At 60.0% G+C, this 16,823-nt stretch carries 13 protein-coding genes and 1 pseudogene; 2 read left to right on the forward strand and 12 right to left on the reverse strand.

Annotated features, from left to right (window positions below):
- Positions 1-230 precede the first annotated feature (230 nt).
- Together AC6CIA_RS09950 and AC6CIA_RS09955 are read left to right on the forward strand one after the other, a co-directional pair.
- Positions 231-1,235, forward strand: a pseudogene (locus AC6CIA_RS09950) (methyl-accepting chemotaxis protein); the annotation flags it as partial.
- Between the two features lie 141 nt (positions 1,236-1,376).
- Positions 1,377-2,090 carry a methyl-accepting chemotaxis protein gene (locus AC6CIA_RS09955; protein WP_498311785.1) on the forward strand — a complete coding sequence of 238 codons (714 nt, stop codon included), beginning with the start codon at positions 1,377-1,379 and terminating at the stop codon, positions 2,088-2,090.
- 15 nt (positions 2,091-2,105) lie between these two features.
- Here the strand turns inward: AC6CIA_RS09955 and AC6CIA_RS09960 are convergent, their stop codons facing one another.
- The 12 genes from AC6CIA_RS09960 to AC6CIA_RS10015 all read right to left on the reverse strand — a co-directional run bounded on the left by AC6CIA_RS09960 (position 2,106) and on the right by AC6CIA_RS10015 (position 16,420).
- Positions 2,106-2,840: an amino acid ABC transporter ATP-binding protein gene (locus AC6CIA_RS09960; RefSeq protein WP_339529412.1), complete on the reverse strand. Its 735-nt coding sequence runs from the start codon at positions 2,838-2,840 to the stop codon at positions 2,106-2,108.
- Positions 2,833-3,792 (reverse strand): amino acid ABC transporter permease, encoded by a 960-nt coding sequence (locus AC6CIA_RS09965; protein WP_084379864.1) that lies wholly within the window; start codon positions 3,790-3,792, stop codon positions 2,833-2,835. Before AC6CIA_RS09965 ends, AC6CIA_RS09960 begins: the two co-directional genes overlap by 8 nt.
- Before the next feature lie 126 nt (positions 3,793-3,918).
- Positions 3,919-4,716: a transporter substrate-binding domain-containing protein gene (locus AC6CIA_RS09970; RefSeq protein ID WP_498311720.1), complete on the reverse strand. Its 798-nt coding sequence runs from the start codon at positions 4,714-4,716 to the stop codon at positions 3,919-3,921.
- A 223-nt stretch (positions 4,717-4,939) separates the two neighbouring features.
- Complete coding sequence (locus tag AC6CIA_RS09975) at positions 4,940-5,740, reverse strand: transporter substrate-binding domain-containing protein (protein WP_498311721.1); 801 nt, start codon at positions 5,738-5,740, stop codon at positions 4,940-4,942.
- A gap of 241 nt (positions 5,741-5,981) precedes the next feature.
- Positions 5,982-8,552: a glucans biosynthesis glucosyltransferase MdoH gene (mdoH, locus tag AC6CIA_RS09980; protein WP_498311722.1), complete on the reverse strand. Its 2,571-nt coding sequence runs from the start codon at positions 8,550-8,552 to the stop codon at positions 5,982-5,984.
- Entirely contained in the window at positions 8,545-10,281 is a 1,737-nt protein-coding gene (locus AC6CIA_RS09985) for a glucan biosynthesis protein G (protein ID WP_498311723.1), read from the reverse strand. The genes mdoH and AC6CIA_RS09985 overlap by 8 nt, the downstream gene beginning before the upstream one ends.
- A 268-nt stretch (positions 10,282-10,549) precedes the next feature.
- Positions 10,550-10,987 (reverse strand): D-aminoacyl-tRNA deacylase, encoded by a 438-nt coding sequence (dtd, locus tag AC6CIA_RS09990; protein ID WP_498311724.1) that lies wholly within the window; start codon positions 10,985-10,987, stop codon positions 10,550-10,552.
- The gene (pip, locus tag AC6CIA_RS09995) at positions 10,984-11,955 is read right to left on the reverse strand and encodes a prolyl aminopeptidase (protein ID WP_498311725.1); all 972 of its coding nucleotides are present in this window, start codon (positions 11,953-11,955) and stop codon (positions 10,984-10,986) included. The genes dtd and pip overlap by 4 nt, the downstream gene beginning before the upstream one ends.
- A 174-nt stretch (positions 11,956-12,129) precedes the next feature.
- Positions 12,130-12,837, reverse strand: a complete 708-nt coding sequence (locus AC6CIA_RS10000; protein ID WP_498311726.1) for a class I SAM-dependent methyltransferase — start codon at positions 12,835-12,837, stop codon at positions 12,130-12,132.
- A 140-nt stretch (positions 12,838-12,977) separates the two neighbouring features.
- A complete protein-coding gene (gene hutG, locus AC6CIA_RS10005) occupies positions 12,978-13,778 on the reverse strand; it encodes an N-formylglutamate deformylase (RefSeq protein ID WP_498311727.1) in 801 nt (266 codons plus the stop codon).
- Positions 13,779-13,789: 11 nt separating this feature from the next.
- Positions 13,790-14,995 (reverse strand): imidazolonepropionase, encoded by a 1,206-nt coding sequence (hutI, locus tag AC6CIA_RS10010; protein ID WP_498311728.1) that lies wholly within the window; start codon positions 14,993-14,995, stop codon positions 13,790-13,792.
- 18 nt (positions 14,996-15,013) lie between these two features.
- Positions 15,014-16,420, reverse strand: a complete 1,407-nt coding sequence (locus AC6CIA_RS10015) for an amino acid permease (RefSeq protein WP_498311729.1) — start codon at positions 16,418-16,420, stop codon at positions 15,014-15,016.
- Between the last annotated feature and the right edge of the window lie 403 nt (positions 16,421-16,823).

Consider the following 16,823-nt stretch of genomic DNA (forward strand, 5'->3'; position numbering starts at 1 on the left):
GGCAGGAGCACGGCGTGCTCGCGAATATCACGAACGACGGCACGCTCTCCTGATTGCGGCGCTCTCAGGCTTTTCGCGAGCAACGGCTGGGCGCCCCTCGCGCCTACAGAATCCTCACCCTCTGCCGATAACCTCTGAAATAAGTCCAGGCCTTGTTCAGGGGAGTTCACTGCATGTACCGTTGGTCGTTTGAAAAGTTGGGAAATGTGAGCGTCAACCGCAAGCTGGGCATGGGATTTGGCCTGGTATTGATTCTTACGCTATTGACCACGTTCACCGGCTGGACAGGCCTCAGTGGCGTGATCAGTCGTGGTGACAAACTGGGGTTTATTTCTAGCCTCAACGAATTGACCAAAGACCTGCGCCTGGCTCGCCTGGATTATGAAACGCGCCGTGGCGAACAAGGCCCGGAAGAGGTCAACAAGCTGCTGGAAGAACTCGAGGGCGGCTTGAAAATCGCGCGCGGGCAGATCGAGCAGGCCAAAGACGTCGCCATGATCGACGATCAACTGGCCGCCGTCGCCACGTATCGACAGTCCTTCAACGCGTTGGTCCAGGCCGGTGCCCAGCGCGAAGACGCCCGCAGCAAACTGGGTGCGACCGCCGACAACGCGGTGGTCCAGATCAGCGAAATTGAAAAAAGCCTGCTGCAAGGTTACAGCGTCGCTCAGTTCAACAGCGTGGTCGACCTGAGCAAGCTGATTCAACAGGCACGCTTCCAGGTGCGCGGCTATACCTACAGCGGCAAGGCCGAAGCCGAGCAACCGGCACTGGATGCCATCAACAACGCCTTGCAGAACATCGACAGCCTGCGCACCAGCCTGTCCGAGCAATATGCCGCCAACCTGCAGGCAGCCAGCGACTCCTTCAAGGCTTATCGCGCGGCCGTCAGCCAGTTCCGCGACTCCCAGGTGGCCAGCGCGGCTGCCCTCAAGATCATGGCCGCACAAGGCGATATCCTGATCGATCGCAGCAAAAAACTGACCGCCTCACAAACCGTGGTCCGGGATACCGATGCCGCCCAGGCCAAGCAACTGTTGATACTGGCAACGGGCTTGGCGCTGCTCTTCAGCGTAGTGGCAGCCTGGATCATCACTCGCCAAATCGTTATCCCGTTGAACCAGACGCTCAAGGTTGCTGAACGCGTCGCCGCGGGCGACCTGAGCCATGACCTGAACTCGCAACGCCGTGACGAACTGGGCCAATTGCAACGCGCCATGCAGAGCATGACCACCGGTCTGCGCGAGCTGATCGGCGGCATCAGCGATGGCGTAACGCAAATTGCCAGCGCGGCCGAACAATTGTCGGCCGTTACCGAACAGACCAGCGCCGGGGTCAACAGCCAGAAAGTCGAAACCGACCAAGTGGCCACGGCGATGAACGAAATGACTGCCACGGTGCAGGAAGTGGCACGCAACGCCGAGGAAGCGTCGGAAGCTGCCGTTGCCGCCGACCAACAGGCCCGCGAAGGCGACAAGGTGGTGGGTGAAGCCATCGCCCAGATCGAACGCCTGGCCAGCGAAGTCGGCAACTCCACCGAAGCCATGGGCCACCTCAAGCGTGAAAGCGACAAGATCGGCAGCGTACTGGACGTGATCAAGTCCGTTGCCCAGCAAACCAACCTGCTGGCCCTCAACGCCGCGATTGAAGCCGCTCGCGCCGGTGAAGCCGGGCGCGGTTTCGCTGTCGTGGCCGATGAAGTACGCAGCCTGGCATTGCGCACGCAGCAGTCCACCGAGGAAATCGAGGAGCTGATTGTCGGCCTGCAAAGCGGCACGCAACAGGTCGCGACCATCATGGATAACAGTCGTGGGCTTACCGACAGCAGCGTCGAGTTGACCCGTCGCGCCGGTAGCGCGCTGGAGAACATCACGCGTACCGTCTCGGCCATCCAGGCGATGAACCAGCAAATCGCCACGGCGGCCGAACAACAGAGCGCCGTGGCCGAGGAAATCAACCGCAGCGTGCTCAACGTACGTGACGTTTCGGAACAGACCTCGGCGGCCAGCGAAGAAACCGCCGCGTCCAGCGCTGAGCTGGCACGGCTGGGGGTTTACCTGCAAAGTCTGGTCGGGCGTTTCCGGATCTGATGGTTCTAGGCGGGCTTACAGTACCTGGCGCAAAAACGCCTGGGCACGGGGATCCTTCGGCGCATCGAAAAACTGCGCCGGAGCCGCGTCTTCCAACAGCCTGCCATGATCGAAAAACAGCACCCGATCCGCCACTTCCCGGGCGAACCCCATTTCGTGGGTCACGCAGACCATGGTCATGCCTTCCAGGGCCAGGGTCTTCATGACGTCCAGCACTTCGCCAACCATTTCCGGGTCCAACGCCGAAGTGGGTTCGTCGAACAGCATGACCTTGGGTTCCATCGCCAGCGCCCGGGCAATCGCCACGCGCTGTTGCTGGCCACCGGAAAGCCGCGACGGGAACTCGTTGGCTTTCTGGGCAATGCCCACCTTCTCCAGTAACGCCAGGGCCTTGGCTTCACGCTCGCGCTTGCCGCGCTTGCGCACGACTTTCTGCGCCAGGCACAGATTTTCCAACACAGTCATGTGAGGGAACAGGTTGAAGTGTTGGAACACCATGCCCACCTCACGCCGGTAGGCATTCACGTCGGTTTTCGGGTCAGCCAGTTGCAGGCCGTCGATGCTCACCGAGCCGGAATCGAATTCCTCCAGGCCATTCAGGCAGCGCAAGAAGGTCGATTTGCCAGAGCCAGACGGGCCAATCACTACCAACACCTCACCCTTGGCCACCTGGGTGCTGACGTTATCCACCGCACGGACCACTTGCCCGCGGGTGTCGAAGACTTTTACCAGATCGCGGACTTCAATCACTTTGCGCGAGCCTCCGCTCAAGCCGGCTGGCCATTTTCGACAGCGGCAGGTTGATCAGCAGGTACAGGCCTGCCACACAGAACAGGATCTCGAAGGGCGAGAATGAGGTGGTGATGACTTCACGCCCGCTCTTGAGCAACTCGGTAATGGCGATCACCGACACCAGCGAGGTGTCCTTGACCAGGCTGATAAATTGCCCGGCCAAGGGTGGCAGCACCCGCTTGAAGGCTTGCGGCAACACCACATGGCGCATCGATTGGCCAGCACTCAAGCCCAGGGAGCGCGCGGCCTCACCTTGGCCACGGGCAATCGACTGCACACCGGCGCGAACGATTTCTGCCACGTAAGCCCCGGTGAACAGCGACAGCGCTGCGATACCGGCAAACTCGCGAGACAGATTCAGCACCGTACCGATGAAGAAATAGAAAATGAAGATTTGCACCAACAGCGGCGTGCCGCGCACCAACTCGACGTAAATCGTCGACAAGTCGCGCAAGGTCGGGTTATTCGACAACCGACACAACCCTGTCGCCAAGCCAATCAGCAGACCCAGGATGCCGGACACCAACGACAGCCACAGCGTGGTCCACAAGCCCCACATCAGCGGGCCCAGCGCCCAGTGCCGGGTCACGCCGACCGCATCGCCCTCCGCCACATCATCGCCGCGCGCCACTTGCAGGCTGTCCTCGGCGACAGTCAGTTGCTGCTCGCCGCCGGCATCGTTGCGCAGGGTCACTCGGGCGGTATCGCCGTTGCGCACCAGTTCAATGACGGTGGAGATATCCGCCGCCCGCTGGGGCTCTTCGGCTTGATAGGCAAAATATTGCGGTACACGGTTCCAGCGCCATTCGTAGGACATCAGCGAGGTGGCGTAGTACAGCGCACCCGCCAGGCCGACCAGCACCAGCAAGGTCAGCAGGTGCCAGGGCCATTGGGCTTTTTTCTGTTTCATTGCGGATTCCGGGATTGATGTCGCCTGTCAGCGACATCGCGAGCACGCCCGCTCCCACCTTGGAAGGCTTTCCAAAGGTGGGAGCGGGCGTGCTCGCGATAGGCGCGACTCGGTATTCGAACAGCTTTATTCCATGTCCTTGAGCCACTCGGAGCTCTTGAACCACTTGTCATGGAGGCGATCGTAGGTGCCGTCGTGCTTGATCTGGTGCAGGAAGTTATTGATGAAGTTGAGGCTGTCGTGGTCGCCCTTCTTCAGGCCAAAGGCCAGCGGCTCATAGGTGAAGGGTTCGTCGAGGTGCACCAGCTTGCCGTTGCCAACTTTTTTCTCTGCCACGACGTTGTACGGTGCGTCATAGACGAACGCGTCAGCCTTGCCGTTGACCACGTCGAGCACACCTTCCTGCTCGTTGTCGTAGCCGTGGTACTTGGCCTTGGAGATCAACTTCTTGGCCTGCATCTCGCCGGTGGTGCCGAGCTTGGAGGTCAGGCGATATTTTTCGTCGTTGAGGTCTTTGTAGGACTTGATGGTGCCTTCCAGCTCCTTGCGAATCAGCAGGGTCTGGCCAACCACAATGAAGGGTTCGCTGAAGTTGAGGCGCAGATTGCGCTCTTGGGTCAGGGTCATGCCGCTGCCGATCATGTCGAACTTGCCGGTCAGGAATGCCGGGATGATGCCGTCGTAACCGGTGGAGACCAGCTCCAGCTTGACACCCATGGACTTGGCCAACGCCTTGAGCAGGTCGACCTCAAAGCCAATGATCTCACCACGTTTGTTGGTCATCTCGAACGGCATGTAGGTCGGGTCCATGCCGACTTTCAGCGTCCCGCGCTTGACCGCGTCGTCAATCGCACCCGCCTGGGCCGCACTGACGGCCAACAACGACGTGACGCCGAGCAACAGCATCGAAAGATACTTTTTCATCACCAAGTCCCCTGAACTCATTTTATTGTGCGGTCAGCCCCCAGTCGGGCTGCACTATTCTTAGCGCAGCGATGCTAACCCACTCGACCATCGCTACAAAGGTCTAGCCGGGATTTGTTGGCGGTTATGACAGAAAAAACCTGTCAGGCCCCAGGGAAAAACAGCGCTGGCACCTCCCCTGCAGGAACCGGGCCCGTTGTCTATGTGTGGGCGGCCATGCGCGTCAATCTATCTCCGACAGCCAGTCCGTGTCCCTGAACCACTTGTCATGCAGCCGATCATAGGTGCCATCCTGGGCTATCTGATTGAGAAAATGATTGATCCAGTTAAGACTGTCGTAATCGCCCTTTTTCAAGCCAAACGCCAGCGGTTCGTAGGTAAAGGGCTGCTCCAGGGCCAACAGCTCGCGGTTTTGCGGCTTGACCATGGCGATCAGGTTGTAGGGCGCATCATGAATGAATGCATCGACCTCACCGTCGACTAACTGCCGCACACCTTCCTCCGGTGTCGGAAAACTGCGCAAGTGCGCCGCGCCCAAAAAACGCTGGGCCGCAGCTTCTCCCGTGGTGCCGTCCGTAGCCGCGATCCGATAGCCGGCCTCGTTCAAGTCTTCGACACTGCTGACCTGCCCTGCCAGCCTGGGATGAAGCAGGATGGTCTGGCCGACAATGATGAATGCGTCGCTGAAGTTGAGCTGCAGGTTGCGCTTCTGGGTCACCGTCATGCCGCTGCCAATCATGTCGAACTGGTCGGCCAACAGGCCCGGGATCAGATCGGTATAGGCCACCGGGACCAGCTCCAGTTCCACACCCAGCGCTTTGCTCATTTCCCGCAGCAGATCGATCTCGAAGCCAACGATATGCCCACGCTTGTCGGTCATTTCAAAGGGAATATAGGCGGGGTTAGTCCCTACTTTCAGCACCCCACGCCGTACGGCATCATCGATGGCACCCGCCCGCGCCAGGTCCAGGTGAAAAAACGTGACGATGCCCAGCAGCAGCACCGACAAATACCTTGTGATCATGCAACACCCCTTTTTTCATTGATCAGCCGCGTGCCGAGCCTTGCGGTTTGAGCGCAAACCAGAGACGGCCGAGTCAGATTTCGGGGGGCGATCCTAACCCACTCCCAGGCACCGCAATATGCCTTGAGCAAAGGTCTTTTGTTTCGAAATAACAAGGAGTTATGCAGATAGAGCAGAAGGCGCAAACGCTGTAGGAGTAACGCTTCAAACGCCCCCGAGACCTGCCTCGGGGGCGTCCGAATCAGGCTGGCTGAGCCTGCGACACCAGTGGCTTGAGCGGCAGCAACGGCGCATGCGGATCGGATTCGACCGAACCACGCCAGGCCCCCAGCCACTCGGTGTGACCTTCGCTCCAGACTTGCTCATGCAAGCGAGCCAGGGCGACCGGGTCGCTGAGCAAGGCCAGACGTTCGCCGTTGTCGAGACCGGCCGGGCCGACCTTCAACGCATGGCGAACACGCTCGGTACGCAGCCACTCAATCGGCTCCGCCTGACCATGGCGAGAGGTCGCCAGGGCACAGGCCAATGCGTTCTGCTGCGGATCGACCACCGCCCGTACAAAACCGTCATTCAATGCATGCCAGCGGTTTTCATGGGTGTATTGGTCAGTCGACAGCAGCGCCTGGGGCGGATTGTATTCCTCGGGGATCAGGAACAGGCTTTCGTCGCGGGACTTGAGGCCCAGCTTGACCCGACTGGAAATCACCGACACCGGTATCGACAGCATCAGCGAGCCGACGATCGGCACCAGCCACCACAGGAAGCTCGGGTTCAACCACACCACCAGCAATGCCCAGAAGAAGCCGAGCAAGGTCTGCGGACCGTGACGCTTGACCGCCTCGCCCCACGGCGTGGAGTCGTCATCGCGTTTCGGCGAGTTCCAGGTCGCGGCCCAGCCGAGGAACGCGGCGAGCACGAAGCGGGTGTGGAAAATCATCCGTACCGGCGCCAGCAACATGGAGAACAGCATCTCCAGCAGCATCGACAAGGTCACCTTGAACTTGCCACCGAACTCTTTCGCGCCCTTGGCCCAGATCAGGATGATGCTCAACAGTTTCGGCAGGAAGAGCAACACGATAGTGGTGGAGAACAGCGCCACCGCCTTCTCCGGATGCCATTGCGGCCACAACGGGTACAACTGGCGAGGCGCCATGAAGTACTGTGGCTCCATCAGGGTGTTAACCGCCAGCAAAGCGGTGGACAGCACCAGGAAGAAGAACCACAACGGCGCCGACAGGTACGACATCACCCCGGTGAGGAATACGGCGCGGTGCACCGGGTGCATGCCCTTGACCAGGAACAGGCGGAAGTTCATCAGGTTACCGTGGCACCAGCGACGGTCACGCTTGAGTTCATCCAGCAGGTTCGGCGGCAGCTCTTCGTAGCTGCCAGGCAAATCGTAGGCAATCCACACGCCCCAGCCAGCACGGCGCATCAGTGCAGCTTCAACGAAGTCGTGGGAGAGGATCGCACCGGCAAACGCGCCTTTACCGGGCAGCGGCGCCAGGGCGCAATGCTCGATAAACGGCTTCATGCGGATAATCGCGTTGTGACCCCAGTAATGCGACTCACCCAGTTGCCAGAAGTGCAGGCCGGCGGTGAACAGCGGACCATAGACGCGGGTCGCGAACTGCTGCATGCGCGCATACAGCGTGTCCATGCCCGAGGCCCGTGGCGCGGTTTGGATGATCCCGGCGTCCGGCGTGGCCTCCATCAAACGCACCAGGCTGGTCAGGCATTCACCGCTCATCACGCTGTCGGCGTCGAGCACCACCATGTACTTGTAATCACCGCCCCAGCGACGGCAGAAGTCGTCGAGGTTGCCGCTCTTGCGTTTGACGCGGCGGCGGCGGCGGCGATAGAAGATCTTGCCGAAACCACCGGCTTCGCGGCACACATCAAGCCAGGCTTGCTGTTCGGCGATGCAGATATCGGCGTCGTTACTGTCACTGAGGACAAAGAAGTCGAAACGATCCAGGTCACCGGTGGCAGCCACCGACTCGAACGTCGCTCGCAGACCGGCAAACACCCGAGGTACATCTTCGTTGCAGATCGGCATCACCAGCGCGGTGCGGGCATCCCTGGGGATCGGCTCATCGCCAGCACTTTTACCGGAAATACGGTATTTGTCGTGGCCGGTGAGCAATTCGAGAAAGCCCATCAGCGCCGTCCAGAAACCCGCAGACACCCAGCAGAACAGAATCCCGAACAGAATCAGAATGCTGGTTTGCAGGGCATAAGGCAGCACTTGGGTAGCGGTTTGCAGCAGCGTCTGGTTGCGGATTTCTTCCATATCGACGAAGGACCAGCCCTGGTACGGCATGATGCCTTTCATGTACCAGCCGGCAACAATCGTCTGGCCGAGCATCAGCACCAACAGGATGTAGCGGCGAATCGAGCCCACGGTGCGCCAGCGCGCAGCCGGCAGCACACGCTCGTCTTTTTTCGGGGCTGGCGGGTTGGTGCGCCCGGTCAGGCGACGCCAACCACGCACCAGGATATTGGTGCGCCAAGGCTCGGGCACCACTTTGGTGCGACGGATCGGTGGCGTGGCCTTCAGGCATACCCGACCGCTGGCGTCGAGCGCCAGCATTTCGGCTTCCGCCAGTTCCTCGGCGCTGTTGAGGGTCAACCGCCGCCCCACCGATGCCTGTGCGGCATCGACCGGAGCATCAAACGTCGAGGACGAAAGACGCTCATGCAATTCAGAGAAGGACGTGCAGCCTGCCAGTTCGGCACGCTGCTCATCGGTCATCGGCAGATGCGCCAGGTACTCGGCAAGCGTTTCTGGCTGTACTTGGGAATTAATCATCGGCAGGCAACTGATTGCTCCAGGTTTCGGTCAGGACTTGCTCAGTCTTGGTCGGCTCCGGAGTGGCTGGGGCAGCTTCTGGCTGCTTGGCTTGCTTGTCCTTGGCGTCTTTTTTGGCCTGTTTCTCGTGCTGCTTGGCCAGGGCCTTGTCAGTTTTCAGGACTTGGGACGAAACCTTCTCCGCCTCCGGCGCGACGATATCCTGGACCAGCGCAGCGCGCATTTCAGTCGGTTTCCCGGCGTCCTTGATCTTCAAGCGCAGGGTCAGGCGCCACCCTTGGGTGTGCGGGTTGTAGCGAACGCTGTTTTCCACGATTTCGCCATTTTCACCGACGCTGACCTGGCTACGTACCGGGGCATCTTCTTTCAAGGCCTTCAGGGACGGGCCTTCGAAGTCCACCAGATAAGCCACGCTGCCGTCTGGCTGGCGGATCAGGTTGGATTGCTTCACGTCACCGGTGGAACGCAGGGTCTGCTTGACCCAAGCGCTGTCAGGCGAGTGGAACGGCGCATCGTTGAGGGTCCAGTGCAGGCGGTAGCTGATGTCCAGCGGCTCGCCCGGCTTGGGCAATTCTGCCGGGCTCCAGAAAGCCACGATGTTGTCGTTGGTCTCATCGGCGGTCGGAATCTCGACCAGATCGACGGAGCCCTTGCCCCAATCGCCCTGGGGCTCGATCCAGGCGCTTGGGCGCTTGTCGTAGTTGTCGTCAAGGTCTTCGTATTGGCTGAAATTACGGCCACGTTGCAACAAGCCGAAACCACGCGGGTTTTCCACCGAGAAGTTGCTGACCGACAGGTGTTTGGGGTTGTTCAGTGGGCGCCAGATCCACTCGCCGTTGCCGGCATGGATCGACAGGCCGCTGGAATCATGCAGTTCACGACGGTAGTTGAGGACCTTGGACGGCTGGTTGGCGCCGAACAGGAACATGCTGGTCAACGGTGCCACGCCCAGTTTGCTGACGTTTTCGCGCAGGAACATCTGCGACTTGACGTCGACAATGGTGTCGGTGCCCGGACGCAGGATCAGGCGATAAGCGCCTGTGGCCCGTGGCGAATCCAGCAGTGCAAAGATCACCAGGTGCTTGTCACCCGGTTTTGGACGCTCGATCCAGAATTCGGTAAAACGCGGAAACTCTTCGCCTGACGGCAGCGCGGTGTCGATCGCCATGCCACGGGCGGACAGGCCATACACCTGACCTTTACCCACGACGCGGAAATAGCTGGCGCCGAGCATGGTCATGATTTCGTCTTGTTTGTCGTCCTTGTTGATCGGGTACAGCACGCGAAAGCCGGCGTAACCCAGCTGTTCGGTCGCCTTGGGATCGAACTTGACGTCGCCGAAATCGAAACGCGTCGGGTCGTACTTGATTTCGTGGACATCAGTGGCCGTGACTTCATTGATCTTCACCGGCGTATCAAAGTGCATACCCTGGTGATAAAAAGACAGCTTGAACGGAGTTTTCTGATCGGCCCATTCGGCTTTTTCATTGCGGAAACGAATTTTCTGGTAATCCGCGAATTTCATTTCGCGAAACTCGTTCGGCAGATTGCTGCGCGGGGCTTCGTATTTCTGCCCGGCCAGCTCTTTTGCCTTGGCCGACACATCCTCCAGACTGAATGCCCACAGTTGACCCGCGCCGAACAGGCAAAACAGGGCAGAGCCCGTTACCAGTGCGTTTCGTAACCGTTTGGCAGACAATTTTGGTGCATTACAGGGACTAACAATCACGAGCAACCCTCGCCGAAAACAGATCATGAAACCAACGGCCAGCTATCTATATGCCAGGTTGGCGAGCATTGTTCCGACTCCTGAGGGGCTAAATGATTCCCCAATGGTCATCGGACAAGACTCTACCTAAGTCAAAAATGGACCAATTAACGCTGATCCCCCGTAGCGCGCGATTATCTAGTAGCCCGTGAAATAACGCAGCAGGGGCAACGAAGTATTTGTAGCGAAAACTTGCGCTTTCAGGCGTTAAACGTCGTTTTTCATACATTCAGGTCTGCAGGAGGAAGGTGACAGGGCCATCATTCACCAGATGCACCTGCATATCCGCGCCAAAACGCCCCGACGCGACCGTGCCATGCAATTGTTGCGCTTGTGCCAGCAAGTGGTCGAAAAGCGCTTCGCCCAGCGCCGGCGGCGCCGCCGTGGAGAAGCTTGGCCGCAGGCCGCTCTTGGTATCCGCAGCCAAAGTAAACTGCGACACCAGCAGCAAACCGCCCGCAATGTCCTTCAACGAGCGGTTCATCTTGCCCTCATCGTCACTGAACACCCGGTAGTTAAGCAGCTTGTGCAGCAATTTGTCGGCGCTTTCGAGCGTATCTGAAGGCTCGACAGCCACCAGCACCAACAAACCCTGGTCTATCGCGCCGACCACGTCCCCCGCCACTTCGACTCGGGCGCCACGCACCCGCTGCAAAAGCCCCTTCATGCTTCTTCAGGCGGCAAATCAAGCAGGCGCCGTGCCATCTCGCTCGCCGCACGCACCAACGCATCGGTGATGCCGGGTTCGGAAGCCGCGTGGCCCGCCTCGCGAATCACCTGCAACTCACTGTTCGGCCAGGCCTGATGCAGCTCCCAGGCATTATCGAGCGGGCAAATCATGTCGTAGCGACCATGAATGATGACGCCCGGCAAGTGAGCGATCTTGTGCATGTCGCGAATCAGTTGATTGGGCTCGAGGAAAGAATTGTTGGTGAAGTAATGGCATTCAATGCGCGCAATCGACAAGGCCCGCTGAGGCTCCGCGAACCGCTCGATGATCTGCGGGTTCGGACACAGCCCCAACATGCGACCCTCCCAGGTGGACCAGGCCTTGGCGGCATGCATTTGGGCGATCTGGTCGTTGCCCGTCAGGCGTTTGTGGTAAGCGCTGAGCAGGTCATGGCGCTCCTCCTGGGGGATGGGCGCGATGTAGTCCTGCCAGTAGTCTGGAAACAAGCGGCTGGCGCCGGCCTGGTAGAACCACTGAATGTCCTGGGGGCGGGCCAGGAAAATGCCCCGTACAATCAAGCCGTGCACGCGTTCGGGATGGGTTTGCGCGTAGGCCAGCGCCAGGGTCGAACCCCAGGAGCCGCCGAACAGCACCCATTTTTCGATGCCCAGGTGCTCACGAATCCGCTCGAGGTCGGCCACCAGGTCCCAGGTGGTGTTGTTTTCCAGGTTGGCCCGTGGCGTCGAACGACCACAACCGCGCTGGTCGAAGGTGACAATGCGGTACAGGTTCGGATCGAAATAGCAGCGGCTATTGGCGTCACAACCGGCGCCAGGGCCGCCATGGATGAACACGACCGGCAAGCCTTCCGGGGAACCACTCTCATCGACATACAGCACATGGGTTTCATCGACGGCCAGATCGTGCCGGGCGTAGGGTTTGATCTGCGGGTACAAAGTCTGCATTGCGCACTCCGTAAGGGGTCGGGTCCATCCCTGGGGGGACGTCTGTTTTTTTGCCGTCTGGCATCATAAACCCGAATTGTGCAATGAGCATGTCCTTGAGGACTCAGACCTGTGTCAGCCGCCCGCAAACAGCCATGAACCAATGGTGTATCACGAGGTGCACAGCGTGCCACCTCAGCGCTTCACCGCAATGATGCCCACGCTCTCACGGCCATCAAGCCGCAATTGTTCAAAGAAGTAGGGCCGAGGAATGAATTGGCATGACTCAACCTGAAAACCACTGACTCTGAACACCTCGCTCAGCGTTTCAACATCGAAGAGGTTCATCCATTCTGGCAGGTTGGCGGCAATAGCGTTATCGCAAACGTAGTCGCGCACGCGCATATGGCCCGGAAAAAGCAGCCCTTGGTGGCGTCTCCGTTGAAAGTCTTCGTAGAACTTCGGCCAAATCCCCAGGTACGGCGATTCCACCGTGAAAAATGCCTTGCCCCCAGGGGCCAGCCAGTGACGCACACGTGCCAGCGAACGCAGCACCTTGTCCGGATCGAAGAAATGAATAACGCGACAGCACAAGATCGCGGCGAGTGAGCGCTCCTGGATTGGCAAGCTTTCCAAGTCACCGGGGAGCAGCACCAGATGGTTTCGCTGGTGCACCGGGCAACGTTCCATAGCGCTGCGCAGATGACGCTCATCCAGATCGTTGAGGATCAGCGTCACGCGGTTGCCCAGGCATGCCAGGCTCGACATGCCATACGCACACCCCAGTTCCAGAACCGGAAGCGAAGCGCCTTGGGTAAACTCGACAAACTGTTGCGCGACGGGGTCCAGCACCGCATTCAACGCAAAGCCGGTTTGATTCAAGGTTTTGGTATAGACATCCATGCGCGCGTCTTCCCTGAGAGAGTCGAGGAAAGACCTTAATCCCAGCCAGAAAAAGCGCTCAATCAACGTAAGGCGACAATTTGCCGAACAAGACCTGGACTACGCCAAGAAAAGAAACCACCTACAATCTACCGACAGCCTCAGGCATAGCGCTGCTGCCCCCATGCCAGCAAACCTTGCAACAGTTGCTTGAGCACCACCCGCGTCGGCTCGGCCAGATCCGCTCGATAGTTGAACGGCTCGAACTCCTCCATATAGGTACACTGCCCCAGCTCCAGTTGCACCGCGTGGATATTTTCCGCTGGATTGCCGTAGTGACGGGTGATATGGCCACCCTTGAAGCGTCCGTTCAGAACATGGGTGTATTGCCGATGCTCAGCACAGATGGCTTCAAGTTGGCTGGCCAGTTGCGGATCGCAGGCGGCGTTGTTGAAGGTGCCGAGGTTGAAATCCGGCAGTTTGCCCTCGAACAGGTGCGGGATTACCGAACGGATCGAATGGGCATCAAACAGCAAGGCGTAGCCGAACTCGGCCTTGAGCCGCGCCAGTTCGGCGTGCAAGGTCTGGTGATAAGGCATCCAGACCTGCTCCAGGTAAGTCGATCGTTCGACTTTCGACGGTTCCATCCCTTCGCGAAACAGCGGTACCCCCTCAAACAGCGTCGCCGGATACAGACCGGTGGTGGCGCCGACGTACAACGGTGTGTCGTCGGCGGGCCGGTTGAGGTCGATGACGAAGCGCGAGTACTCGGCGGCCAGGGTACTGGCGCCCAGCGCTTCGGCAAAGTCATACAATCGGGGAATATGCCAGTCGGTGTCCGGCAGGCTTTGTGCCTGCGCAATCAGCCCGGCCTCCACCGCGGGCGTCAGTCGCAGGCCGGCATGGGGCATGCTGATCAGCAGTGGTACGCGGCCTTGCTTGAAATTCAGAACGTTATCCACAACGGTACTCCTTACACGGTGACGTCGACGCCATGGCGCACGACGCGTTTATCCAGCTCGCCACCCAGCCAATACGCCAGGTCGGCGGGACGATCGATCTGCCAGGCCACGAAGTCGGCGACCTTGCCGACTTCCAACGAGCCGTGGGTAGCGCCCATGCCCAAGGCGGTGGCGGCGTGTTGCGTAACGCCGGCCAAGGCTTCTTCCGGGGTCATACGGAACAGGGTGCAGGCCATGTTCAACATCAGGCGCACGGACAGCGCGGGCGAGGTGCCGGGGTTCAGGTCACTGGCAATGGCGATCTTCACCGCATGCTTGCGCAGGGCGTCCATCGGCGGCAGCTGGGTTTCGCGCAGGAAGTAGAACGCCCCCGGCAACAGCACGGCGACGGTGCCTGCGGCGGCCATGGCGATGGCGTCGTCTTCGGTCATGAATTCCAGGTGATCGGCCGACAACGCCTGATAGCGCGCGGCCAGGCTGGAGCCGTGCAGGGACGACAACTGTTCGGCGTGCAGTTTCACCGGCAAGCCGAGTTGCCGGGCGACGACAAACACTCGCTCGACCTGCGCCGGCGTAAACGCCAGGTACTCGCAGAAGGCATCTACTGCGTCCACCAGGCCTTCCGCGGCCAAGGCCGGTAGCATCTCGCTGCAGATATGCTCGATGTAGGCGTCGGCGCGCTCCGTGTATTCCGGCGGCAAGGCGTGAGCCGCCAGGCAGGTGGCGCGCACGCTGACCGGCAGCGTTTCACCGAGACGACGAATCACGCGCAAAATCTTGCGCTCGCTGACCAGGTCGAGGCCATAGCCGGACTTGATCTCCACCGTCGTCACACCGTCGCGCAGCAGGCTGCGCAAGCGTTTGTGGGCGCTGGCGAACAACTGCTCTTCCGTGGCCGCGCGAGTCGCCCGTACAGTGCTGGCAATGCCGCCGCCGGCCGCAGCAATCTCGGCATAACTCACCCCTTGCAGGCGCTGCTCGAACTCGCCGCTGCGATTGCCGCCAAACACCGCGTGGGTGTGACAGTCGATCAGCCCGGGCGTGACCCACGCGCCTTGCAAGTCTTGGATCTGCGCGTAATCGCCAGTCGGTAGCTGTGCCCGTGGGCCGATCCATTCGATCAGCGTACCGGCCGTGACCATCGCGGCATCCTCGATGATCGAGTACTTGCCTTGAGCCATGGTTGCGATGTGGCAGTGTTGCCAAAGCGTTTTCATCCACGCCTCCATCCGTTATCAGTGAGAAAAAGCCGGGTCGTAGTGGACCTTGGCGGCTTGCCCGGCAGCCGGTTTGACCCATAGCAGGTAGGCGATCACCAGCAGCACGATCCACACGGCACCGACCATCAAGGCGGCCTGGGTGTCCGGGAAGTAGCCCAGCACACCGAAAATAAACAGCATGAACATAATCGCCGCGGCCGGCGCATAGGGCCAGAACGGCACCGGGAATTTCAGTTCGGCGACCTGTTCCTTGCTCATCGAGCGGCGCATCGCCACTTGCGTAAACAGGATCATCAGCCACACCCAGACGGTGGCGAAGGTGGCAATCGAGGCGATCACCAGGAATACGTTTTCCGGAATCAGGTAGTTCAACACCACACCGCCCAACAACGCTGCGCCCATGACCAGCACGGTCATCCACGGCACACCCTGCCGCGACAGTTGCGCAAAACCCTTGGGCGCCTGCCCTTGCTGGGCCAGGCCGTACATCATGCGCCCGGCGCCGAAGATGTCACTGTTGATGGCCGAGACGGCCGCCGAAATCACCACGATGTTGAGGATGGTGGCCGCCGAGCCAATCCCCAGGTTGCTGAAGATCTGCACGAACGGGCTGCCCTGGCTGCCGATCTGCGGCCATGGATAGATCGCCATCAGCACAAACAGCGTCAGCACGTAGAACAGCAGGATACGCAACGGCACGGCGTTGATCGCCTTCGGAATGACACGCTGCGGGTCCTTGGCTTCGCCTGCGGTGATGCCGATGATTTCGATGCCGCCAAAGGCAAACATCACCACCGCGAAGGATGCGATCAAGCCACCGAGGCCATTGGGCATGAAGCCACCGTGGGCCCACAGGTTACTCAGCCCGGTAGCCGGCGCGGCACCGGCGGCATGAACGCCGAACAGCATGATGCCGAAGCCGCCGAGGATCATCGCGACAATGGCCCCGACCTTGAGCAGTGACAGCCAGAACTCCATTTCGCCAAAGACTTTGACGTTGCACAAGTTCAGCCCGCCAATCAGCAGGACGATGCCCAGCACCCAGATCCAGCGCGCGACCTCGGGAAACCAGAAGCCCATGTAGATGCCAAACGCGGTGACATCCGCCAGGCAGACAATGATCATTTCAAATGCGTAGGTCCAGCCGAGGACAAACCCGGCCATGGGTCCCAGGTAGGTGCTGGCGTACTGGCCGAAGGAGCCCGCAACCGGGTTGTGTACGGCCATTTCGCCGAGGGCGCGCATGACCATGAAGACCGCGGCACCGCCGATCAGGTAGGCCAGGAGTACCGCCGGGCCAGCCATCTGGATGGCGGAGGCGGAACCGTAGAACAGCCCGGTGCCGATGGCGGACCCGAGGGCCATGAAGCGAATGTGGCGGGCGTTCAGGCCGCGTTTTAAACCCTGTTGTTGCTGGTGCATTTCTCGTCCCTAATTATTTTTGTCCGGAGAAGAATGGAAGGGGTGACCGGGAACGCTCGGCACCCGGGAGATCCACCCTAACCCTCTACCCAGAGGGCATAGGTATCTACATAATTTTCAGAAACTGACAAATGTCCCTGTGGCGGGCGGGCTTGCCCCGCGTTGGACTGCGAAGCAGCCCCAAAACCAGCCGCTACGAAGTATCTAATACAGCGCATTCGACTTCCTGGGGCTGCTTCGCAGCCCAACGCGGGGCAAGCCCGCTCGCCACAACAGCCCTATCTGCTTGGATTTAAGCGTTGAGGCAAAATTTGCCCAGAGGGGTGAGGGGACTGACCGAGTTGCCTGGTCTCAATCCTGAGACCTGAGAGTGCGAGTCGAACGCCGACTTTGACAGCGACCA

This window comes from Pseudomonas sp. GQ91, from assembly GCF_059758795.1.